The following is a 20,909-nucleotide window of genomic DNA, read 5'->3' as shown; positions in this document are numbered from 1 at the left end:
CGCGGCGAACACCAGCGACTGGGCCTGGTTGCCGATGTCGGCCAGCTCGCCCTCCCGGGCGCGGGCCATGGTGACGATGGCCCGCCCGGCCTTCTCCAGCTCCCGCAGGACGGCCAGCTCCCGCGCGATCTCGGCGTAGTACGACGCGTTCGCCGCGGTGGGCACCGTCTGCACCAGGGCATGGAGGTAGGCGGCGCCACCCACCTTGTTGAGCTCACCGCGCCGGGTCAGCTCCGCGCCCACGGTGAGCGGGTCGGCCGGGTCACCCTTGGCGTAGAGGTCGAGGACCGCCCGGTAGATCAGCTCGTGCTTGCCGAACGCGAACTGCTGCGGCTTGATGGCCTCCATGCAGTCGGTGATGGCGTCCTCCGACAGGAGCATGCCGCCGAGGACGCACTGTTCCGCGTACTCATCGTGCAGAGCGCCGTCGAAAGCGGCGGCCTGGGCCTGAGCGGGTACCGTCATGGGTGGATCTCCTCATGGGATTCAGGCGGCGGCAGGGGCCTTTCGTAGGGGCTCCCCTGCCGCCCGCCGCGTTTCGGGGTGGGCGGGTCAGACGCCGGCGGGCTGCGGCACGTAGCCCGGGTGGCACCGGCACTTGGCCATGCCGGTCGGGGTTTCGACCATGCGCTGGGCGATCGACGTCGGCTCGCGGCCGTCGTTGCACTCACCGCACCAGGGCCTGAGGCTCACCGCAGGCCGGGACGGAGCCTCCGGGTTCATCGCCGCGTGCCTCGCCAGGTCGGTCCAGCCCTTGGCCGCCAGTTCCACCGCGAGACCGCAGAGGTTGTCCACGGACCGGCCGACCGACAGCAGAGCAGCAGCAGCAGCCCGCACACCCTGGACCGCCTTGGGACGCGGCGGCATGCCCGTGGCACCCACGCAGGCCATCGCGTACGCGTCCACCACCCGGTCCACCCCAGAGGGCCCCTGGACCGACCGCTGCTCGGGAACCTCCGGATGCTCCGACCGAGCCTCAGCAGCAGAAGCGGCGGGGGTGTGGTCTTGGTTCGCCTCGATCTCTCTCTCCTCAGTCATAGCCCCAGCCGACGCGGCGGGCACCGATGTTGCGGCCGTGGCCCGAGAGAGAGGAGAAGACTGAGGGAAAGACATAAGGAAGGGCGCATCGCCGCAGGTCAAGACCGGGTTCTGTGCAGAATCTTGGTCCTTAGGACCAAGATTCTGGTCCTTAGGACCAAGATTCTGGTCCTTCTTCGAGGCAGGACCAGAATCTTGGTCCTGCCTCGAAGGGGCCTCTCCAGGCATTCCGGCGAGTGGCCAGCGTGGCTCTTCTCCTCGGATGCGGGCGAGCGCGTCGTGGGCGTTCCGTGAGCAGTCGCATGGATGGCGCGGGTACCGGTACGGCATGAGTCGCAGCGGCGTCTTCTTCTTCCGGGAGACCTTGACTGGCGTGCCCTCGGGAGTGACCACCTGCCCGACAGCGGACAGCCCTTCCAGGAGGAGGGCGACGTTGGACGCCGACATGCACTTCGGCTCTTCGCCGACCGCGACGGGCTTCCCCGAGGGCAGCAGCTTGCCGATCTCCTCCAGGGTGATCAGCCGTACCGGCTTGTCGTCACTGACGAGGGAGCACAGGAGCTGCAAGGCGATCTTGCCGCTGGGGTTGATGTGCGGGCAGTGGGTGAGCCACTGGAGTCCGCGGGTCTTGTAGTAGCCGTCGCCTTCGCGGGGGGCCAGGATTTCGGCCGGCTGCTCGTTTCTCACCGGGCACCCCCGGCGGCGGTGCAGATTCGGAGCGTGAGTGACGCTCTGCAAAGAGTGATGATGCGTGTGTGGTGATCAGTCACCGGGCTTACCTGTCTTTCCCCGGGTGTGCTGATCCCCACGCCCTGTTCGGACGAGGTACCTGGCTCTGGGCTAGGTCGCTCTCGTACGATGGCAGCACGCGGGAACAGCATCCCCGGCTTGAGATGCCCGGCCCCCTCCGTCCGCCAAGACTTAGAGGGGGGTCGGGCGTTTTCTGTTTTCGAGGTCGATCCTAGGACCGTTGGACGACGAGCTTCCCTGGGCCGGTTGGCGGACTTCGGGATCTCTATGCGGCCGGAACGACTTACGTCGCGTCCCCGTTTGAGTCGCGGGTCCGCGGTGCGGGGCGTGGACCGGGTTCCAGGGCCCGCAAGATGGGATCAAGGGCCCCAGCGAAGGTGATGTGGGGTTCGTCCATCCCGGGAGGTTGGAAGCGCGCGGCATGACGCCGTAGATCTTCCTCGCTGAAGTACATGGCGCTGGGATCGTCGTACGTCTGCTGGTTGCGCTCCTTGATCCGCGCCCACCGTTCCTCGTGGGTCCCAGGCAGGTACACCAGAGTGACTGCGGCCCCAGCCTCCTCGCCGAGTTGACGCCACTGCTGCCGCTCGATAGCCGTCCAGAAGCCGTGATCCACGACGACGTCACGGCCGGATGTCAGCGCGCGTTGAACCTCTGCTGCGACTTCTTCGAGGATCGGCTGCTCCCGGACCCGGTACTCACCCCTCGGGAAGTCGCGCCCGTAGTGCCCGTGGGCCTCGAAGACCCGCTCGTCCGGACTGAGGCGCAGGAAGCCGCGGGCCTCCAGGGCGCGGGCGATCGTTGTCTTCCTCGATCCCTGGAGGCCGGCCATCAAGACGAGCCGGGCCGGGCCGGGGCGGGGCGTCACTGGATGACCTCTTCCTTGGTCCAGCGGCGGCCGGGTCCTCCCACGTCGACGCCGTACTCGATCGTCATGCCGCTTGTGTCAACGACCCGCACGGTCAGGACGGTGACGGCGGCCTTGCTGTCCTCGGGGATCTCAAGCGGCGCGGCGTCGGCAGGGGTTGTGATCCGTGCCCACATGGCGCTGTACCGCCGGGCAACAGGGCGCCCGGTGTGTCGGGTGATGAGGTCGATGGAAGTCCCGCCGCTCAGCCGCTTGCCCATCAGCAGCTCAGGCAGCTCCTCGGTGAGGGCTGCCGGAATCCACGAGGTGGAGTGGGAGATCACGGCGCCCGTGTCCTCATCGCGGTAGGTGCGCGAACGCCGGAGCACCGGCTCACCGGCGTTGATCCCCAGCGCCTCGGCGACGTCCTCCGGGGCGGACACGATGCCAGCCATGTGGGAGTCGGACCGTTCGCCCGCTCGCCAAGAGGAGCCGGTCAGCTTGCTGCGTTCCTCGCGCTCGGCGGCCGTGGCGAGAGTGCCCCGTTCGCGTACGACAGTCCCGTGACCTCGGGATGACGTGACCAGGCCCTCAGCCTCCAGGGCTTTGTACGCGGCGTGGACTGTGGTCTTTGAGCCGAACCCCTGTAGGGCCAGCTCCTCAATCTTGGGCAGGCGGTCGCCCGGCGCGTACTCGCCGCTGTTGATGCGCGCAGCGATCGCGTCGGCGAGCTCTCTCCACTTCGGTGGCATGTCCGGTGATCTCCTCCGTCTCAGAGGCACCAGTGAACCATAGTCCCGGGATTGATGCCCAGTAGGTCGCACTCTCGGGAATGCGAGCCTGAAAATGATTGACAAGGGTTCGTAATCCTGGGAATGTCATTCCCGCAAGGCAACGCCAAGTGAGCTCAGCTCACGAAGCGTGACGGCACAGCCATGCCTGAATCGCCCCTCTTGAGCGCCCAACGGGACCGCCGCGCTCGTCGCGGAAGGCCGGGGGAGGGAGCGCCCGCGGCTTTGAGAACTCCATAGGGGACGCACCGCAGCCTGCACACGGGAAGAGCGGCCGTCGTACCAACCAGCCCCGGACCCGGCGTGAGGCTGCCGGATCGGATCCGGCCCGGGGTACGAGGCACGCGCACGGCGTGCCAGACAGGGAGAGACCGCCATGGCCAACCCCAGCAACAGTGACCCGATGGACGTCCGAGAACGCATCGCCCGGCGCCTGCAGCAGGTCGGCATCACCGTCGGCGGTGAGACCGGCAGCAGGATCGCCAACCGCATCTCCTGGGCGATCGGCTGCGGCCGCATCGAGCTGTGCGACGACCCGGCCTGCCCCAACTGCGCCTGAGTATCAGCCCCGGACCCGGCGTGACGCTGCCCGATCGGATCGGGCCCGGGGCACGACGGCACTCGCCAGGAGTGCCGAGACACCACCCCAGGACGCGACGCGGCGGCCTGCCCGAGGAGCTGAACCCTCCGTACGGGCTGGCCGCCGCCGGCGTCCGCAACGTCTGGAGAACGAACGCCATGCGAAACCGTACCCGCGTGCGCGCCGGACGCACGCTCGCCGACCGCCGCCTGAACCTCTCGACCATGCTCGGGATCGACGTCGACCTGGTCCTCGGACCCGACGCCGACGAGACCCCGGAGGACGAGTACGCCCGGCTGAACGCCCTGGTGGACATGCTCGACAGCGGGTTCGTCTCGTGCCCCGCCGCCGACGTCGCACTGGCCCTCGGGCGCGAGCTGGAGCCGGTGCTCGCCGGGGGGTGGGCGGCGTGAGCTACAGCCCGATCCCGCCGCGCGAGATGGCGGGCGAGGTGATGACCCGCCTCGCCCTGGTCCCGGGCCGGATGCTCGCCCCGGTCCTGCTGCTCCTGGTCGTGGTCGTCGTCGCGGCCGCGGTTGCCGCCGTCGCGGTCCTCGCGGCCGCCGTCGTGTGTACCGCGTCCGCCGGTGTCCTCTACGGCGCGCAGCGCGCGATCCACGCCGCTTCGGCCTACCGCCGTAAGGAGGTCGGCGGATGAGCGGGCCCGCGACCCCGTTCGTGTTCCGGCAGGTGCACGGCGACCCCACCGGTTGGTGCGGCGCCGAGTTCGACGAGTACCTGTCCGCCTGCGACCTCCTCGTGGACGTGCGGGCCCGGCTGACGGCTGTGGTGGACGTCCTGGCCGCCGGCGGAAGCACCGAGGAGGCGCTCGAGGTGTTCCGCGCTCTTGGGACGCCCGACACCGACGACAGCACCGACATCGACAACGCCACCAGGGGGGTGGAGTGATGAGCAACTACCGCGAGGAGCGCCGCGCCGACGAGGCGCTCAAGGCCGACCAGCGCCGCAAGGACAAGGCGGCGGACGTTGAGGCGCGGCTGCAGATCGAGAAGCTCCGGGCCGACGAGAAGCGCAAGGACCAGGAGGCCGCCGACGAGCGCCGGCGGAAGGAGGAGACGGAGCGGCGGCGCCTGCAGAAGCTGGCGGAGAAGGAGAAGGCGGAGAGGAAGGCCGCGCGCAACGCGAAGGTCCGGGAGTTCGTCACCACCAAGACGGTCGACATCTTCGTGGGTGTCGTCATGGCGTGCGCGCTGGTCCCGGCGTTCGTCTCCCAGGCGTCGTTCCTGACGCACGAGGGTCTGGCGTTGCCGCTGGCCTGCCTCGCCGCCGCGAGCGTCGAGGGCGCCACGTGGGCGTTCACCGCGATGGCGGCCAAGGCCGAGGCCGAGCACCGGCCGACCGCCCGGCTGCGGATCGGCACGTGGGTGTGCGCGGTGTTCGCCGGCGCGCTGAACCTGGCGCACTGGAGCGACACCAACGGCGCGGTCGTCGGTGTCTTCTTCGGACTGCTCACCCCGCTCGCGACGCTGCTGTGGGACTGGCGGACGCACACCAGCGCCCGGTCCAAGGCGGAGCGCAAGGCGGCGAAGGAAGCGGCGAAGCACGAGGCGTCCCGCAAGCGGAAGTTCAAGGACGTCTGGGAGCGGTACGAGGCGATCCTTGCCGCGCACCCCTACGGCAGCGTCGACACCGAGGTCGCCTGGACCCAGGCGTGGGCCGACACGAAGGGGTCCGCGCTCGCCGTCGACGCGCAGACGCTGGGCCGCCGTATCGCGGCGATCCGGGGTGTCGAGGAGGTCGCCGAGAAGGCAGAGATGTCGCCCGAGGCGTTCACCGTCGAGCTGTTCCTGGCGGACGTCTTCGGTTCCTCCCAGGGCGGTCCGGATGGGACCGGGACGGGGCTGACCGGTGGTCCGCAGGGCCGTACCGGCACCGCTGTACTCGACCCCGACACGGACAGCGCCGAAGGGCTCGGAACCCTTGGGAGTAAAGGGCTCCGGCCCTCTCGGGAGGTCGCCCGCAAGGCTGCTGAGGAGCGTCCCGTGGACGCCGCCGACGTCGAGCGGGTCAAGGCTCTCGCCGCCGCTCTGGGCGGCACGGACAAGCTGAGCGCGAAGAAGGTCAGGGAGACCCTCGGCTGCGCTCAGGCGTACGCGATCCGCGTTCGTGACGCGGTCCGCGCCGAGATCGAGGGGGAGGCCAAGTGACCATCGGAGACGAGTCGAAGAAGAACCGAGTCCGGGCCCCGCGGCTGGCGATCCTCGCGTGCCCGGCGGGCGCGTGGGTCGGCATCACCCAGGCCGCCACCGGACCGGTCACCGAGGCCGCGCTCTACGGAACCGGAACGACGGTCGGGGTCCTCCTGCTGCCGGTCGTGCTGTCCACGGTCGCCAAGGCGTCGACCCACAAGGCGGCCAAGCCGAAGGCGGCGCCCGCCAAGACCGAGAAGACGGCCAAGGCCCCGCAGAAGGCCGGCATCTCCTGGTGGTGACCAGCCACCGCACCCGATAGACCAGCGCACCCATCGCGGCGGCGGACTGTCCCCCCTGCCGCCGCGTCCACGCAGCCATCGGCCCGACCCCACCGGCGACCAACCAACCGGGGCCGGGCCTCCTCAGTGAGGAGTCCTCACCATGTCACACACGATCACCCCCGAGCCCGAGGACCAGGGCGCGGACGTCATCCGCTTCCCCGGTGCCCCGGTCGACTTCACCAAGGAGCAGCTCCCGCCCGGGCTCATCCCGGCCCCGGCCGGGGAGGTCACCCTCGTCCAGATTGACGAGGACGACGACCAGGAGCGCGAGGAGCTGCCCGCCGTCATCCCCGCCACGTTCCGCGACCCCGCTGTCTGGGAACAGCGCCGGAGGAGCCTCATGCACGCTGCCGCGTTCCACGCCGTCCGGTCCCCCTTCTACGCCGGACGGGCAGTGCGCGTGGCCGGCATCGGCGTGAAGGCGAGCCTGCGGGACGCCTGGTCGTTCCTGACGGCCGCCGAGTACGGCGAGCTGAGCGACAAGGTCCGCCGCACCGGTGCGGGGCCCGAGCACATCGCCGACCTGCGCGCCGACCGGATGCGGGTGGCCGCCGAGCGCCGCCGTGAGCCGATGGTGGTGTGGTCCCTGACAGGGATCTCCACGTACGTCGCCTCGATCGCGGCGGTCGGTCAGGCGTGGTCGCTCGGACTGGTTCCGCCCGCCCTGCTCCCCGCGCTGATCGTCCTGTACGCGCTGGGGCGGCGGGAGATCAAGCGGCGCACGCCCGAGGGCACGGAGTTCTCCATCGTCGACGTCCCCGCCGGTGGTGAGGACCAGGTGCTGCTGCTGGGCGCGGACACGATCGCGGACGCCTTCCGCACGGCCGGGCTCACCAAGGGGGACGAGGAGGTGTCCCTCGTCGGCCCAGTCCGCGCGACCGCGAACGATGCGGCCGAGGTCACGGTGCGGCTGCCCCGGAACCTCAAGCCGTCCACGGTCTTCGAGAAGCGGGACGCCCTGGCGGCTGCGCTGCAGGTCGACCCGACCTGGCTGGACGTCAGCCTCGGGGACCGCCCGCAGACCGTGTCCCTGTGGGTGGCCTCCTCCGACCCGCTGGCCAAGGCCGCGCCGTCGCCGCTGCTGGACGACCCGAAGAACGCCCAGGTCGACGTGTGGAAGAAGGGCGTGCCCTTCGGCCGCAACCGGCGCGGTGAGACGGTGTACATGCCGTTCCGCCACGTCAACGGCCTGATCGGCGGCACCACTCGGTCGGGCAAGGGCATGAGCCTGCGGAACATCATCCCGGCCCTGGGGCTGGACCCGCGGGTACGGATCCGGCTCGTCGTCGGCGCCAAGCCGGGGGAGCACCGGGCCTACGCCCCGATCACGCACACGTTCTTCGGTAAGCGGCCGGCGCGGCTACTGGAGCTGCTGGACGCGATGATCGAGGAGGCCGACCGGCGCGAGACCGTCCTCGAAGACGAGGGACGGGCGAAGTTCAACGAGAAGGACCTGGACCGCTTCCCGCTCGAAGTGCTGATCGTGGACGAGTTCCCGCAGTACACGCTCAGCAAGGAGCGGATCCCTGACCCGTCCGACGAGGACGGCAAGCGCACCCTCAAGGTCGGCGAGGAGATCGAGCACCGGCTCTCCAAGCTGGCCGCCTACTGCACCGCGCTGAACATGGACATCGTGCTCCTGGCGCAGGACCCGGACGCGAACACCGTGCCCCGCGGCTTCCGGAACAACACCGGGTCGCGGACCGCCTTCCGCACCAACAGCGCCGTGCAGACCAACGCGATCCTGAAGGACGGCTCCACCGGGGCCGGCCTGCGGGCGCACGACATCAAGGTGTCGCAGCCCGGTGTGGCGATCGTCGACCTGGACGGTGCCGAGGGACAGCTCATCCGCACCTTCTTCGTGCCCGACGACCGTTCCGAGGGCGAGGCGGACCCGATTGCCCCGGTCATCGCCGAAGGCGTCGCCCGACGGAAGGCGGCCGGGCGCCTGGCCGGGCAGGACAAGGACCCGATCGAGGAGCACCTCCTCTACTTCACCGGGGAGTCGAGCGAGGCCGGCGGCCCGACCGGCTCCGGCCGCCCCGGCGAGATCGAGGGCACCACGGCCGGACCGACCGGACTCCTCGCCGACTTGCTGGACGTCTTCGCCAAGGCCGGTGACCCGGACCGGCTGCGCACCTCGGAGATCCTTGCCGGGCTGGCGGCCATCGACCCCGCCACATGGTCCCCGGACGCGCTCGGTGTGGAGGCCGACGACGAGCGCGGCTACGGCCGGGTGGGCGGCCGACGTCTCGCCGACGCGATCGCCCAGGCGCTCGACGGCACCGGCCGGACCCTCGTCGCGAGGGAGTGGACGGCGGGCGGAAGGGGCCGCGGCTACCTCCTCGCCGAGGTCCGCGAGGCTGCCGGTATCACCCCGTAATGTCCGATCCGATGGCCATGCGACGCGATGCGTCGTCGCAGGTCAGCTGACCCGACGGGGATGCGACGACACCCCTCCCCGATGCGATGACGTCGCATCAATCCGGGGTCCGTCGCATCCCCGTCGTATGCCCTGACCAGGCATGACGCATCGCGTCGTAACGCCGTCGCAAGTCCCAAACCGGCACAAACGCACCCCGCGTCGAGGAGGCACCCGATCATGCGTCAGCACGCTCGCCAGGCCGCCGAACCGGTCGTCGTGACCCCTTCGGCGATCGTCCAGCCCACCCGCCCGCAGATCGTCGCCGAGGCCCGCGCCGAGGCCACCGTGATCCCCCTGGACGTCCAGCCGGAGGAGGTCTACGTGCCCGGCGTCGGCCGCGTCCTCGCCTACGTCCCCCAGCACGGCGCACCGGCCCAGCCCGCCACCGCGCGGACGGCCGAGCCGCTGCCGACGTGGGTCCGCGCGACCGCACTCCTCATGCCCGCCGGCGCTCTCTCCGTCGCCGTCACTGCGTGGGGACTGTCCTACGCGGTCGCCGCCCTGGAGGCCATCGTCGCCGGGATCTGGGCGCTCGCCGCCACGGTCGCCGTCGTCGGCCTGGTCGTCGGAGGAGTTGCTGTCGCCTGCCGCTCCGGCCGGCGCGGGTCCGGCTCTGTCACCGCGACCGCCACCGCCACCAGCCGCGGCGGCCTGTTTAGCAAGGCCACCGCCACCGCGACCGCCACCGTGAAGCGATAGGAGACCACCTTGGCCACCGTCACCTTCCGTGGGCCCGTGCTCCTCGGCGAAGAGACCGTCCGCTGCCCGGGCAGCACCCGCACCCCGGACCGCCTCACCCTGATAGGGAGGGGCGAGACCACGTACGCCACCTGCGGGGACAAGCACCGCCCCGCTGGCGGTGGCCGCCGCGCCGCCTGCTGGTTCCCCCTGGAGGGCGTCCCCGACAGCGCGCTGGCCGCCCTCTCCAAGGCCAAGCCCGGCCGCATCCGCGCGACCCTGCCGAGCGGGACGGTCCTCCAGGGCCGCCTCGCCGAAACCGGGCAGGCCGCCGCCAACAGCACGACCGGCCGCGCCGCCCAGGCGCTCGCGCAGAAGACCGGCGCCCCGGCCAAGCCCGGCCCTGCCAAGCCGAAGAAGACCGCGAGCGGGGGCTCGCTCACCGCCGCGTTCAACGCCGTCGCGGCTGTGGCCGGGGCGGTCGGACAGACCGCCGCTGCCGTGGGCCAGGTCGCGTCCGCCGGCGCGTCCGTCGCCGACAGCGCGGGCCGCGTCGCCGTCGCCGGTATCGGCGCCGCCGACAACTCCGGCGCCCGCCGACACTCCCGCCGGATGGCCCGGAACGAAGGTTCCGAGGACGCCTCTTCGGAGTGACGCCGGAGAAAACCCGGCCAGCCCCGGACACAGCGTGATGCCGCCGGATCGGATCCGGCCCGGGGCACGCACCGCCAGCCGACACGCACGCCCCGCCGTTCACCGGCGGGGCGTTGTCCTGCTGCCCATGAGGAGGACCAGGCCGTGCCCCACCGAACCGACACCACCCGCGTGCACCAGACCCGTGACGAGCACGACCTGGTCGACGTCGACCCGCACGACGACGGCACGTTCCCGGTGTTCCGGTGGCGGCAGGCACCCGCGGGATACGCGACCCGCCGCCAGCTGTGCGCGATGGGCCTGCGCCCCGGCGGTCAGGAGCCCGTCGCACGGATCGAGTGCCGGCAGGGCCGCCGGTTCGCGTGGCTGTACCGGATCGACCTCGCCCGGCCCAAGCGGGTGCCGACGCTCGCCCAGGAGGCCGCGCTGGACCGGGCCATGGCGGCCAGGACCACGTGCCCGCGATGCCGCCGCCGCTACTACCACTGCCTGCCGCTCCGCACTTTGGGCTCGTGTCTGGAGTGCCACGACGGCACCCCGGCCGACCCCACCACCTACCTCACCCCCGCCACCGCGTGATCGACCAGGGCGGCCGTCCACTGCCAGGCGCACGGCCGCCCCGTCCTCCCGACCCATCACCAGACCAGGAAGGACTCATGATGACCGACCCCGCCGCCGTCTTCGCGGCCGTCTTCGCCGCGCTCTTCATCGCCCACTCCGTGGGGGACCACTGGGTGCAGTCGTCCTGCCAGGCCGCCACCAAGGGACAGCCGGGACGGACCGGCCGCCTCGCGTGCGGCCGGCATGTCCTTGGCCTGACCGCAACCAAGGGCGTGGTCCTGGTCCCGGTCGTGCTCGTACTCGGACTGCCGGTGACCGCCCTCGGCATGGTTCTAGGGCTCGGCGTCGACGCCGTCTCGCACTACTGGGCCGACCGCCGGACCACGCTCAAGAAGCTCGCCGACCGGTGCGGCAAGGCGGAGTTTTACTCGCTGGGCACCCCGGCGCACCCGAGCCACCCGACGACCGCCAAGGGCGACTACGCGCCCACCCTCGGAACGGGTGCCTACGCACTCGACCAGTCCTGGCACCACCTGTGGCTCGGCGTCGCCGCGCTCCTGATCGCGGCGCTGTAGCCCCTGCCCGAGGTGACGCCGGTTCAGCCTGCCGTCCAGGACATCTGTGTCTGGGCGGTTCCTGGGCCTGGTCCTGCGCCAGCCGCGCCCCGCCCACCACACCGACCCGGCCGGAACCCACCAGGAGACCGCCGACCTCATCCACCACCTCGCCTGCGACGCGACTGAGTCCGCCGATTACCTCGTCGGCCATCTCGGTAAGCTGCAGGCCGCCCTGGAGATCGCCCGCCACAACGACGAGATGCCGGCCTCCGCCATCACCGCGATGGAGACCACCCTCACTCAGGGCCAGATGCTCCTCGCGCAGCTGCGCGAGACCACCCGCGCTGCTGTCACCCGGCCGCAGACCGCGGCCTGACCGGCTACCCCACAGCCCCGCTGCCCCGAGCCGAGTGCTCGAGGCAGCGGGGCTTTTTGCGTTTCTAGGGCCGGGCGGATCGTCGTCGGCTACAGAGGATCGGCAGGGGCCCGGAGGACTGCAGTCCTCCGGGCCCCTGCCGTGATGCCTTACCGCCGAGGAGGGAGAGGGCACTCCCACCTGACTTGAGTCTCGTTCACCTCCGACCTGCATGCCTGGTCAGCGGGTGGTGCCACGGCCTGCGGGCTCTCCTGTGGCCCTGGAGCGACGGTCTGGACAGCAGATGGTTCCTTACCCGGAGGCTCCAGCTCGCCATCCACTCCGAGGAGCTCACCGAAGACGCCGTAGAACAGGATGACCACGGCGAAGAACGCCCCGATCGCCGCTGACAGCTCTTCCTTCCGACTTCTGACCTCATGGAACGCCCATCCCCCGAGGATGAGCGCCATTATGAGGAGCACGGGCGACATGGAATCCTCCTGTCGTTCGCCCGGACCTGCACCGCCGCTGGGTCCCGCCAAGAACTAGGCGGTGGTGCAGGCCCTCCACCACCGAGCTGGTGATGGTCCACATTGTTCCGTCTCGGTGTACGGGGACCTAGAGGGGGCGTGATCGGGGGCCCCGGAAACCCCGGTAATGTTTCCCCTGTCGCCATGAGGGGAACGGTGCCGGTGGCGCACCTCGGGGAGGCAGTCCGGTCGGCGGAATGGCAGGCGAACGCGCCGGGATCATGGCGCTACCGCTCTTCGAGCGTGGGGGTTCAAGTCCCTCCTCATGTACATCGAGCCCTGGCATTCGCCAGGGCTTTTTCGCGTCTGGGGCCGGGCCGTGATGTCGGCTGCAGCGGCTCGGTGGCGTGCGTGGACAGCGCAGCGGGGCGGGGGAGCTCCGCCGTGGCCGCGCAGGTCTGCCGTCCTCCGACCGTCTCACCGGACCGCCCGCCGCCCTGCGTCCCGCCTGACGCGACACCTGATCACGGCTGTTTGGGTGACCGGCGATCCGGGTCTACAGTCATGATCCGGCTGAACTCAGGTCCATGATCAAACAGAGGGTATGTACAAAGGGGGTTCCCCTCGCGGGGAACCCCGGCCGACGGCCGGAACAGACGACGAGCAGCACGCCGTGCGGGGCGTGGCCGGGAGGGGCGCCGATGGCGTGGCTGACTGAGATCAGCGCCGACGAGCAGGTGGAGTACCGGCTCGGTCGGCAGGCCGGATGCGGCGTGGTCGATGGTGCCGGCACCCACCTGGAGACCGGCGAGGACCGTCCGGTCGACTACCGCCTGGAGGGCGCGGACGGCGTCCTCGTGTGGATCGGCTCCGGCCTCGAGGATGTCGGCCTGACCGCCGGCGCGGCACTCACCGCCGAGGGTGAGGCCGCCGCCCGGCGGCTCATGAAGGGCTGCCACCCGCAGACCGGAGCGCGGCTCATCACCGGGCGGACATCGGTCCGCGCCGACGAGAAGGCGACGCTCACCGTGGCGCCGCTCCTGCGCGCCATCGAGGCCGCGGCCGCCGAACGCGGCGTCGAGCCGGAGGCCCTGCTGGAGGGGAAGCCGAAGCAGCTCGCCAAGCTCAAGCAGCAGCAGCGCGTCGTGGCGAAGAAGGGCGAGGCTCAGCGCCTGCACGTCGAGACCGTGCACAAGCTCGCCCGCGCCGCCGACGTCGACCTCGCCGCCGTCTACGGGGAGAGCGAGTTGGCGTCCGCGTGGGAGCACAAGGACCTCCGTGTCGACAGCCGGGTGCGCGGTTGGGACCTGGTCCTGGACCTCCCGAAGTCCGACAGCCTGCTGGCGGGGTTGATGAGCGAGGCCGACGAGCGGGAGTACCGCGCGCTGGTCCACCAGGCGAAGACGGAGACGCTGCGGGCGCTCGAGGGCTGGATCGGGTACGCGGTCGGCTCCGAGGACGGAGAGCCGGTCCGGCTCGCCACCGGCGGTCTCCTGGGCTGGTCCGTGGAACACCGGTCCGCGCGGCCGATGGGTGACGGGCAGCCCGGTGACCCGCACCTGCACCGGCACATCGTGGTGGCCAACATGGGGCTCTGCGAGGACGGCAAGTGGCGGTCGATCGCGAACTCCGGCAAGGACCTCTACCGGCACGCCAGCGCCGCGGACGCGTTCTTCAAGGCCCGCGTCCGCACCCTGACGGCCGAGCGGTTCGGGGTACGGCGGACTCAGGCCGAGACGACTCGCGCGTGGGAGATCGACGGCATCCCCGAGCAGCTGCGCGACGCGTTCTCCCGCCGCTCTGCTCTGGTGACGGAACAGGTCGGCGAGGATGCGAGCCTGGAGGACAAGCAGCGGCTCGCCGCCGTCACCCGCCGCGCCAAGCACGCCGCCGACGCGGCCGGGATGCGCGACAGCTGGAGGGCCCGCGCTGAGAACGCCGGCGTCGACGTCGACGCGATGGTGGCCGCGGCCGCGCCCGGGCCAGACGGTCCGCAGGGCGGCGCCGGGGTCGATGGGCCGTCCGGTCCGCGCATCCCGCCGCCCGGCGACGTCGCCGCGGTGGTCTTCCACCCGGAGAGCGGCGTCACCGCGTCGAAGAAGTCCTTCAGCCGTGCGGAGCTGTTGGCCGCCGTCGCCAACGCCCTGCCCGACGGCATCGGCCCCGAGGCCCGCGACCTGGAGCGCCTCGTCGACGACGTCCTCCGGGTCGACGGGTACGCAGTCGCGCTGCCGGACACCGGGTCCACGGTGATGTCGTCGACCGCCCGCTACACCACCCGCGACGTCCTGGACGCCGAGGACCTGGTCGTCACTCAGGCCCGCGCCCGGGTCGGCGACGGCACGGTCCGGCTTACCGCCGACCAGGCGGCGGCCGCCATGTCGGTGTTCGCGGTCGCGGCCGGGTTCGAGCTGTCGGACCAGCAGCGCGAGGTGGTCACCCGGCTGCTGTGCGCCGGGAACGGTGTCGACGCGGTCGTGGGCGTGGCCGGCGCGGGCAAGTCCACGTTGATGGACGCGTGCCGGATCGCCTGGGACGCCACCGGCACCACCTACGCCGGAGCCTGCCTGTCCGCGGTCGGCGCCCAGGGCCTGCAGGAGGCGTCCGCGATCCCCTCGAGGACCGTCGCCGCGTGGCTGCAGCGCATCGACTCCGGTGAGGGACTGACCGGCGTCGACGTCCTGGTGGTCGACGAGGCGACGATGACGGACGACCGGTCCGCCGCCCGGCTACTGACGGAGGCGGCACGCACCGGGACTCAGGTCATCGCGATCGGCGACCCGCTGCAGCTCCAGGCCGTGGGCGTGGGCGGATGGTTCGCCGAGGTTCACCGCCTGGTCGACGGGCTCACCCTCACGGAGAACCGCCGCCAGCTCGACGCCGCAGAGCGGGCGGCGCTGGAGGTGTGGCGGACCGGCGACCACCAAGCCGCGCTCGAACTCCTCACCGCAGGCGGCCGCGTCCACGCCGTCGAGACCGCCGACGACGCGCGCTCCGAGATGCTGATGACGTGGGACGAGCTCCGTCGCCAGTGGCCCGACGAGCTGGACCTCCTTCAGCACCTGGTCGTGCTCGCCGCCCGCAACACGGACGTCGACCTCCTCAACGCCGGGGCCCAGCAGATCCGCCGCGCCGCCGGCGAACTCGGCACCGAGCACACCTACGCCCTCCCCGGTGGGGCGACGCTGACACTCGCCGAGGGCGACGTCGTCCGCGTCCGCGTCAACGACTACCGCTCCCGCCGCGGGCAGGGGCCCGACGTCCTCAATGGCTACCGGGGCGTGGTCACGGCGATCGACGACGCACACCGCGTCGAGGTCACCTGGAGGCCCAAGAACCCGGACGCCAAGGGCGGGGCGGGCTTGATGTCGGCGTGGTTCACACCCGACGACGTCGCCGGCGGCGCGCTGTCCCTCGGCTACGCGATGACGGTGGCCGCGAGCCAGGGCATGACCTGCCACACCAGCCTGCTGTACGGGCACGGCTGCAACGCCTTCGCGACCTACCCGGGCCTCACCCGCGGCCGCGCGGCAAACCACCTGTGGCTCCCCTTGGCCGTCGTCGAGGACGAGCGCACCCAGGCAGCCCTCGGCGCCGCCCGCTCCGGGGAAGAACGCCTCCAGCGCGCGGTCCGCGCGTTCGCGGACTACCTGGGGCAGTCCAGGCCCGACGGCATGGTTTCCGACGAGCTGCGCGCCGCCCCCGAGCCTGTGGTCGTCCCCCGGCAGACCGAGCGCGTGCCGAGCCGGGAGGAGACCGAGGCGGCCCTGCGTGCGGCGCGGGAGGCCCGTGCGGAGATGGGCCGGAACGTCGTGTCCGCGAGGGCGGCCCGCTTGCGGTCGACGTGGGAGGACCGGCGCCGGTGGCAGCAGGCCGCCGAGGCGGCCCAGCAGGCACGCCAGCAGGGCCAGGAACAGGACCCCGACCGTATCCGGCCGTGGCGTGAGCGCCCGTACGGAGACCTCAGCGACGTCGGCCTTCGCCAGACGGCCGCCCGGTACCTGGACCTCGCCGAGACGTGCGACCGCACCGCCCAGGAAGCCCGTGAACGGCACCGCCAGCTCTCCGAGCGGCTCGCCCGCGAGCACGCCGAGGGAACCACCCGCGGGCAGAAGTGGGCTGCCGAGGCCGACCAGGTTCTCACCCGCTCCGAGAAACTGGTGACTCAGGCCCGGGAGGCGTCCACTGACGCCGAGGCCGCCGGTAAGACCGCGACGTCTCTGCGCTCCCAGATCGCCCACATGGAGCGGGTCCGGAAGACCGGCCACGTCCGGCTCCTCCTCTCTCTCACCACCAAGGGAGCCGTCCAGCGGGACCTCGACGAGCTCGTCGCCCTCCGGATCGCCGCCGAGGAAGCCCGCGACAAGGCCACCCGCCTCCACGGGGAGGCCACACAAAAGGCATGGAAGAACCTCGCCGACTCCGAGCACGGTCGCGGCCTGGGCGCCGGTGAGGGCTACCCGCCCCGCGATCTGGAGGCAGTGGAGCGGCGGCTGCAGGAGATGCGCAGGCTCCTGCCCGAGCGCGCCCAGGCGAAGGACGCCCGCGACCTCCGGAATCTCGGTGCTGCCAGCGGCGAGGCGACGAAGGCCGCGGCCGACGCCCGCGACTGGAGGGAGGCCGCCGCACTCGTCCGCAAGGAGCAGGCCATCCGGCAGACCCTGCGCGAGACCTCGCCCCTCGGCTACCGCATGGAGGCCAAGGCCCGCGCGAACCACATCGCTGAGCAGCAGCACCGCCAGGCCGAACGGATCCGCCAGCAGAGCCAGGCCGCGAGCAGCCGGTACGAGCCGCCGATGCAGTCTCCCGGTACGGGAATCAGGCTGTAGCGGGAACCAAAAACGGTACCCAGGATGCAGCAAAAACGTACTGGGAACGTAGCCAGAAAACATCCGCATCGTTTACTTGGGAAGTTGATTCCGGAGGTACGATCTGCGTGGATGGGGCTTGCGTTCTGTGAAAGATCGCCAAGCAGAAGAGGCCCTGCTTCGGGCTGCCACCCGAGAACAGGACCCCTTCCATCCGTAGCGTTAGAGCCCGGTCGGGTAACCGTCGGCCGGGCTCTTTGCTGCCCGAACCGCTTGCCTACCGTCTCTGCTGATCATCAGTTGAAGATCATTTCCACTACGTCCACGATGATCGCCACCAACGGCGCCGCGTCGACCAGGACCTGCCAGGCGGACCGTCGGTCCTCCTTGGCGTTGGGGCAAGTGCAACCCTCCTCGGGCAGACTTCCGCCCTCCTCCTGCTCTTCTCGGTCGTCCCCGTCGGAACAATCGCTCGTGTCCTGCATCGCAACCTCCAAGGCCCGATAGTTGGGCCTGACGGACCTCCCGCCAGACCTCCACTGACGGCGAAAAGATCCGATAGCGGAGAATCAGGGGGCCCTGGTTAGTCGCGAATCACAGCATAGAACGAACGACGGCCCGATTAGGACCTCTACGGGCATCACCCGACCGCTTCCGCATCGAAGTCCGTAACAGAGAGGCGTAATTGTCGGCACCCGGCCGCCCTACGGACGCCCGGACGTGCGACTTATGCGACCGCCCTACGCGCACGCGCGCGTGATGCCAAGGTGTTCGGCATGTACGTGGAGTTGCACGGCGGGCCGCTGGACGGACAGCACGTGCCCGTCGACCCCGAGGACCCAGACCCGTGGATCGCCATCATCAGCGAACGCGGGCAGTACGGCGGCCGCAGCCTGTACGCCCCCGACGACACCGGCCGGTGGACGTGGGTCAGGGACATGAGGCCGGAGGAGATGTGAGCGGACGACGCCGCGGCTGACCCGCCGCCCGGGCGTCGACGAGTCCGCCGGCGGGCGCGGTCGGGGTTTCTGGAATTTCTGGACCCCCTACGCGGGCGCGCGCGTAACGCGGACGAACCCGGACAGGTCGCCGGGTTCTTGCGCAACTTGCGCAGGACCCGCGCGCGCGGGCGGGGGAGACAAACCCTGAGCCCTGCCTGGGGAGATGCTCAACCCTTCGCGGCGATCCGTCCATCCTCCAGGCGCACCAGCACCCCATCGGCCACGAGGCGCTGGACCGCCCTCGACACCGATCCCTTGTTGATCCCGGTGACGTCCGCAATGGCGATCTGCCGCACTGGCCCCTCGGAGCGCCGGACGGCTTCCGCAACCCGAGTGGCCACCGTCGTCTCGTTCACTTCTCGCGGCAAGGCGGCCGGCGCCCCGCGCTTGGGCCGGGGCTCAGGGCGGGGCCTCGGGAGCCGTAGGTCCGGGATCGGTTCAGGAAGTTCGCGGATTCGTGCGCCTGCGCAGACGGTGCAGCTGTCGAAGCGGTAGCGGGCGGACTGGGGGATTCGATCGGGCTGCGCCTTGAAGCCCATGAGGACCGCGGCCGTCGCCACCAGAGCTGCAGGGCTCTCTTCACCGAAGTCGAACCACTCGCCGTGCGTGCGGTAGGGGGCGAAGTATGCGTGCAGAGCGGACTCCAGCCCTTGACCGCCTGGGGTCTTCCAGAGCAGCACCAGGGGCTGATGCGAACCGACCTGCAAGTCAGCCAACCGCTCCTGGGGATCGTTCGATACGCCGATCTTCGCGATGCAGGTGTTGGGGGGCCCGATCAGGTACACCCAGCGACTCGACCTCCGCTTCATGGCCACATCCCGTCACTCCGATCGCCGTCTTCGCCGTCTCAACCGCCTGGAAGCCCGCAAGGTGACCGTTCATCAAACGGTCGTTGACTGGACAGAATGAGGCCCTCGTCCAACATCCCGTTCCGGCTGTTCATCAACCCGTTCGAGAGCCTGCTGACCGGCAGGCTTACAGAGTCACAGAGTCCGGTGGTACGGGAGTCCGTGACTCTGTGAGATGGCATGCCGCGGTCGGCCTCAGCACCGACCGAAGCGCGGCGCGCTCCTGGCGGCCTTCTTCTCTACGCCGGCTCTGGAGCAGGAACCTGGATCCCCCTGCTGCGGGAGATCCAGTGGGTGCGTTGCCTCGTCGGGACCCGGGTGTACTCCAGGGTCCGCAGCCCCGCCCCCTCGGTGAGGTGGTACGGCGCGATCCTCCACATGCCGTCGCGTTCGAGGTCGGGGTGGACCGGACAGCCGGTCAGCAGCAGGTCCCAGCGATCCGTGCTGCCGTTGTCGCGGTCGTCCTTGACGGTCACCGCGCCGACCACCTTGTGCGGCAGCTCGGTGCTGGCCTCCTTCGCCGTGAAGTTCTCCGAGAGTTCCTTGATGGAGAAATCACGCTGCAGGTAGATGTCCTCACGCGTTTCGTCGGGCTCCAGGACCAGGACGCCGGCGGGGTGGGGGCGGCCGTCCTCGTCCACCGTGACCAGGTCGCCGTGGAACCGCGCCTCCACGCGCCGGTCGCTGAGGTTCTTCAGCGCCAGCTGCTGCTGGAGGACGAGTCGGTTCTGCCCGTCCTGGTCTCTGGGAAAGTGCCAGGTGTGCCCGTGCGGCCACGTGTTGCATGGCATCCCGTTCGGTGTCCAGGCCAGCGGTTCCCACGGCGGGTCACTCAGCGCGAGAGTGACCCGCGGGGCCTCGGAGTCAAGCCGGCTGCGGGTCGCGTCGGCCGCCATCAGTTCGCTGACCCTCAGTGCCTTGCGCGTGAGGTACGCCTGCCACGCGACGACGAAGAAGGCCGAGGTCGTGCCTATCGAGCCGACAGCGGTCCAGAAGGTCTCTGACATGACGGAGATTCTGGCCCTGCCCCATTCACCCGGCTCCGCCGCCCCGTCCCCTCCGGGGCGTCGGCGCCGATGCGCTTACTGACCGACGTGCCTCATCAGTGCTTCCCACAGTTCGGTGCTGAGGTTGCTGACCTCATCTTGGAGCTGACGGACATCCCCGTCTCCGCTGCTGATCTGATCGAGGATGCTGTGGACGTTCCACATCAGCCGGTGCGGCATCGCCACGTCGCGGGAAGGACCGCTCGCTCCGGCGACGGGGACGCGCCACCCGAGGACGATGCCGGGGTCCTGGTCGTGGGTGATCTCTTCGAGGGCGCTGTCCGAGGTCGCTCCGCCGACCTTTGCCTGGCTTATGAACTCCTCGAGCATGCCGATCGTGACCGGTCCATCCCACGTGATCTCAACGTTCAGCCCCATGCAAGTCCCTCCCCTGAGACGGTCGGCTCCCATCAAAGCAGCCATACGGGCGGCTCTTTCTCCGTCCAGGCCATCTGGCTCTTGATAACGTTCCTTCTCCAGAGCCAGAAGTGACGAGGGACCACATGGCGGAGAACGCGATCACGACGTCCCTCGCGGCGGGCGCCAGCGTCGTCGACGCCGAGCTGGTGGACGACCGCCCGGGCGGTGCGACCGCGGCCGTCGTCGCCTCGGGCCGGGACCGGCAGCTGTCCGCCGAGACCGCGGCCGCCATCGAGGCGGGCGTCGCCGCGTCCACCCGCCGCGCCTACGCCGCGGACCGCGCCGCGTTCGCCGACTGGTGCGCGGCGGAGGGCCGCACCCCGGTACCGGCCTCCGGGGAGACGATGGCCGAGTGGGTCAGGTACCTGACCGTCACCCCCCGCCCCCGCACGGGCCGACCGGCCGGGCCGGCGACGATCGAGCGCGCCCTGGCCGCCGTGACGTCCTGGCACCTCGAGCAGGACCGGCCGAAGCCGAACCTGCGTGGCGCCCGCGCCGTCCTCAACGCCTACAAGGACCGCCTCGCCGAGACCAAGGCCGCCGCCGCACGGCCGCGGCAGGCGACCGCCGCCCTGCCGAAGCAGAT

Annotated in this window: 22 protein-coding genes and 1 pseudogene; 15 read left to right on the top strand and 8 right to left on the bottom strand. The window is 70.8% G+C overall.

The genetic code is table 11. The features are described from left to right. From GBN72_RS33665 to GBN72_RS33650, 4 genes are all read right to left on the bottom strand, one after another. Positions 1-465: DnaB-like helicase N-terminal domain-containing protein (locus GBN72_RS33665; RefSeq protein ID WP_281372134.1), on the bottom strand; the 465-nt coding region annotated here is incomplete at its 3' end. A gap of 87 nt (positions 466-552) precedes the next feature. Continuing rightward, complete coding sequence (locus GBN72_RS33660; RefSeq protein ID WP_151775785.1) at positions 553-1,725, bottom strand: hypothetical protein; 1,173 nt, start codon at positions 1,723-1,725, stop codon at positions 553-555. 346 nt (positions 1,726-2,071) lie between these two features. After that, the gene (locus GBN72_RS33655) at positions 2,072-2,656 is read right to left on the bottom strand and encodes a P-loop nucleotide/nucleoside kinase family protein (protein ID WP_246213068.1); all 585 of its coding nucleotides are present in this window, start codon (positions 2,654-2,656) and stop codon (positions 2,072-2,074) included. Then, complete coding sequence (locus GBN72_RS33650; protein WP_151775784.1) at positions 2,653-3,387, bottom strand: GntR family transcriptional regulator; 735 nt, start codon at positions 3,385-3,387, stop codon at positions 2,653-2,655. The genes GBN72_RS33655 and GBN72_RS33650 overlap by 4 nt, the downstream gene beginning before the upstream one ends. Before the next feature lie 415 nt (positions 3,388-3,802). On the opposite strand from GBN72_RS33650, the gene GBN72_RS33645 reads away from it, so the two are divergent. The 13 genes from GBN72_RS33645 to mobF all read left to right on the top strand — a co-directional run bounded on the left by GBN72_RS33645 (position 3,803) and on the right by mobF (position 17,029). Next, on the top strand, positions 3,803-3,985 hold the full coding sequence (locus GBN72_RS33645; RefSeq protein ID WP_151775783.1) for a hypothetical protein: 183 nt from the start codon (positions 3,803-3,805) through the stop codon (positions 3,983-3,985). A gap of 179 nt (positions 3,986-4,164) precedes the next feature. After that, positions 4,165-4,419 carry a hypothetical protein gene (locus GBN72_RS33640; protein WP_151775782.1) on the top strand — a complete coding sequence of 85 codons (255 nt, stop codon included), beginning with the start codon at positions 4,165-4,167 and terminating at the stop codon, positions 4,417-4,419. Beyond that, positions 4,416-4,664, top strand: a complete 249-nt coding sequence (locus GBN72_RS33635; protein WP_151775781.1) for a hypothetical protein — start codon at positions 4,416-4,418, stop codon at positions 4,662-4,664. Before GBN72_RS33640 ends, GBN72_RS33635 begins: the two co-directional genes overlap by 4 nt. After that, on the top strand, positions 4,661-4,915 hold the full coding sequence (locus GBN72_RS33630; protein ID WP_151775780.1) for a hypothetical protein: 255 nt from the start codon (positions 4,661-4,663) through the stop codon (positions 4,913-4,915). The genes GBN72_RS33635 and GBN72_RS33630 overlap by 4 nt, the downstream gene beginning before the upstream one ends. Beyond that, the gene (locus GBN72_RS33625; RefSeq protein WP_151775779.1) at positions 4,915-6,174 is read left to right on the top strand and encodes a DUF2637 domain-containing protein; all 1,260 of its coding nucleotides are present in this window, start codon (positions 4,915-4,917) and stop codon (positions 6,172-6,174) included. The genes GBN72_RS33630 and GBN72_RS33625 overlap by 1 nt, the downstream gene beginning before the upstream one ends. Beyond that, entirely contained in the window at positions 6,171-6,458 is a 288-nt protein-coding gene (locus tag GBN72_RS33620) for a hypothetical protein (protein ID WP_151775778.1), read from the top strand. Before GBN72_RS33625 ends, GBN72_RS33620 begins: the two co-directional genes overlap by 4 nt. A 142-nt stretch (positions 6,459-6,600) precedes the next feature. Next, on the top strand, positions 6,601-8,883 hold the full coding sequence (locus tag GBN72_RS33615) for an FtsK/SpoIIIE domain-containing protein (protein ID WP_151775777.1): 2,283 nt from the start codon (positions 6,601-6,603) through the stop codon (positions 8,881-8,883). 219 nt (positions 8,884-9,102) lie between these two features. Next, positions 9,103-9,624, top strand: a complete 522-nt coding sequence (locus tag GBN72_RS33610) for a hypothetical protein (protein ID WP_151775776.1) — start codon at positions 9,103-9,105, stop codon at positions 9,622-9,624. Positions 9,625-9,633: 9 nt separating this feature from the next. After that, positions 9,634-10,257: a hypothetical protein gene (locus GBN72_RS33605; RefSeq protein WP_151775775.1), complete on the top strand. Its 624-nt coding sequence runs from the start codon at positions 9,634-9,636 to the stop codon at positions 10,255-10,257. A gap of 144 nt (positions 10,258-10,401) precedes the next feature. Continuing rightward, positions 10,402-10,836 (top strand): RRQRL motif-containing zinc-binding protein, encoded by a 435-nt coding sequence (locus GBN72_RS33600; RefSeq protein WP_246213067.1) that lies wholly within the window; start codon positions 10,402-10,404, stop codon positions 10,834-10,836. An 80-nt stretch (positions 10,837-10,916) separates the two neighbouring features. Then, the gene (locus GBN72_RS33595) at positions 10,917-11,393 is read left to right on the top strand and encodes a transcriptional regulator (protein WP_151775809.1); all 477 of its coding nucleotides are present in this window, start codon (positions 10,917-10,919) and stop codon (positions 11,391-11,393) included. Between the two features lie 46 nt (positions 11,394-11,439). After that, the gene (locus tag GBN72_RS33590; RefSeq protein ID WP_151775774.1) at positions 11,440-11,751 is read left to right on the top strand and encodes a hypothetical protein; all 312 of its coding nucleotides are present in this window, start codon (positions 11,440-11,442) and stop codon (positions 11,749-11,751) included. Positions 11,752-12,901: 1,150 nt separating this feature from the next. Beyond that, positions 12,902-17,029, top strand: coding sequence for a MobF family relaxase (gene mobF / locus GBN72_RS33585; protein WP_164541052.1), 4,128 nt, complete (start codon positions 12,902-12,904; stop codon positions 17,027-17,029). 275 nt (positions 17,030-17,304) lie between these two features. Here mobF and GBN72_RS33580 read toward each other — a convergent pair whose 3' ends face one another. After that, on the bottom strand, positions 17,305-17,493 hold the full coding sequence (locus GBN72_RS33580; RefSeq protein ID WP_151775772.1) for a hypothetical protein: 189 nt from the start codon (positions 17,491-17,493) through the stop codon (positions 17,305-17,307). A gap of 291 nt (positions 17,494-17,784) precedes the next feature. Here GBN72_RS33580 and GBN72_RS33575 point away from each other — a divergent pair, with 291 nt between their 5' ends. Then, positions 17,785-17,967 carry a hypothetical protein gene (locus GBN72_RS33575; RefSeq protein WP_151775771.1) on the top strand — a complete coding sequence of 61 codons (183 nt, stop codon included), beginning with the start codon at positions 17,785-17,787 and terminating at the stop codon, positions 17,965-17,967. 209 nt (positions 17,968-18,176) lie between these two features. Here GBN72_RS33575 and GBN72_RS33570 read toward each other — a convergent pair whose 3' ends face one another. The 3 genes from GBN72_RS33570 to GBN72_RS33560 all read right to left on the bottom strand — a co-directional run bounded on the left by GBN72_RS33570 (position 18,177) and on the right by GBN72_RS33560 (position 20,281). Further along, positions 18,177-18,794, bottom strand: a complete 618-nt coding sequence (locus GBN72_RS33570; RefSeq protein ID WP_164541050.1) for a MarR family transcriptional regulator — start codon at positions 18,792-18,794, stop codon at positions 18,177-18,179. 302 nt (positions 18,795-19,096) lie between these two features. After that, entirely contained in the window at positions 19,097-19,864 is a 768-nt protein-coding gene (locus tag GBN72_RS33565) for a hypothetical protein (protein ID WP_151775769.1), read from the bottom strand. Positions 19,865-19,939: 75 nt separating this feature from the next. After that, complete coding sequence (locus tag GBN72_RS33560) at positions 19,940-20,281, bottom strand: hypothetical protein (RefSeq protein ID WP_151775768.1); 342 nt, start codon at positions 20,279-20,281, stop codon at positions 19,940-19,942. Positions 20,282-20,406: 125 nt separating this feature from the next. Here GBN72_RS33560 and GBN72_RS33555 point away from each other — a divergent pair. Then, positions 20,407-20,909, top strand: a pseudogene (locus GBN72_RS33555) (integrase); the annotation flags it as partial.

It is taken from the genome of Streptomyces abyssomicinicus, from assembly GCF_008974245.1.
GTDB classification, from domain to species: Bacteria; Actinomycetota; Actinomycetes; order Streptomycetales; family Streptomycetaceae; genus Streptomyces; species Streptomyces abyssomicinicus.
This window is presented reverse-complemented; position numbering and strand designations above follow the sequence as displayed.

Coding starts and splice junctions, on each gene's coding strand:
- GBN72_RS33615 (WP_151775777.1), top strand. CDS start 6,601: ATGTCACACACGATCACCCCCGAGCCCGAGGACCAGGGCGCGGACGTC.
- GBN72_RS33565 (WP_151775769.1), bottom strand. CDS start 19,864: ATGTCAGAGACCTTCTGGACCGCTGTCGGCTCGATAGGCACGACCTCG.
- GBN72_RS33610 (WP_151775776.1), top strand. CDS start 9,103: ATGCGTCAGCACGCTCGCCAGGCCGCCGAACCGGTCGTCGTGACCCCT.
- GBN72_RS33595 (WP_151775809.1), top strand. CDS start 10,917: ATGACCGACCCCGCCGCCGTCTTCGCGGCCGTCTTCGCCGCGCTCTTC.
- GBN72_RS33640 (WP_151775782.1), top strand. CDS start 4,165: ATGCGAAACCGTACCCGCGTGCGCGCCGGACGCACGCTCGCCGACCGC.
- GBN72_RS33645 (WP_151775783.1), top strand. CDS start 3,803: ATGGCCAACCCCAGCAACAGTGACCCGATGGACGTCCGAGAACGCATC.
- GBN72_RS33650 (WP_151775784.1), bottom strand. CDS start 3,387: ATGCCACCGAAGTGGAGAGAGCTCGCCGACGCGATCGCTGCGCGCATC.
- GBN72_RS33630 (WP_151775780.1), top strand. CDS start 4,661: ATGAGCGGGCCCGCGACCCCGTTCGTGTTCCGGCAGGTGCACGGCGAC.
- GBN72_RS33625 (WP_151775779.1), top strand. CDS start 4,915: ATGAGCAACTACCGCGAGGAGCGCCGCGCCGACGAGGCGCTCAAGGCC.
- GBN72_RS33575 (WP_151775771.1), top strand. CDS start 17,785: ATGTACGTGGAGTTGCACGGCGGGCCGCTGGACGGACAGCACGTGCCC.
- GBN72_RS33560 (WP_151775768.1), bottom strand. CDS start 20,281: ATGGGGCTGAACGTTGAGATCACGTGGGATGGACCGGTCACGATCGGC.
- mobF (WP_164541052.1), top strand. CDS start 12,902: ATGGCGTGGCTGACTGAGATCAGCGCCGACGAGCAGGTGGAGTACCGG.
- GBN72_RS33580 (WP_151775772.1), bottom strand. CDS start 17,493: ATGCAGGACACGAGCGATTGTTCCGACGGGGACGACCGAGAAGAGCAG.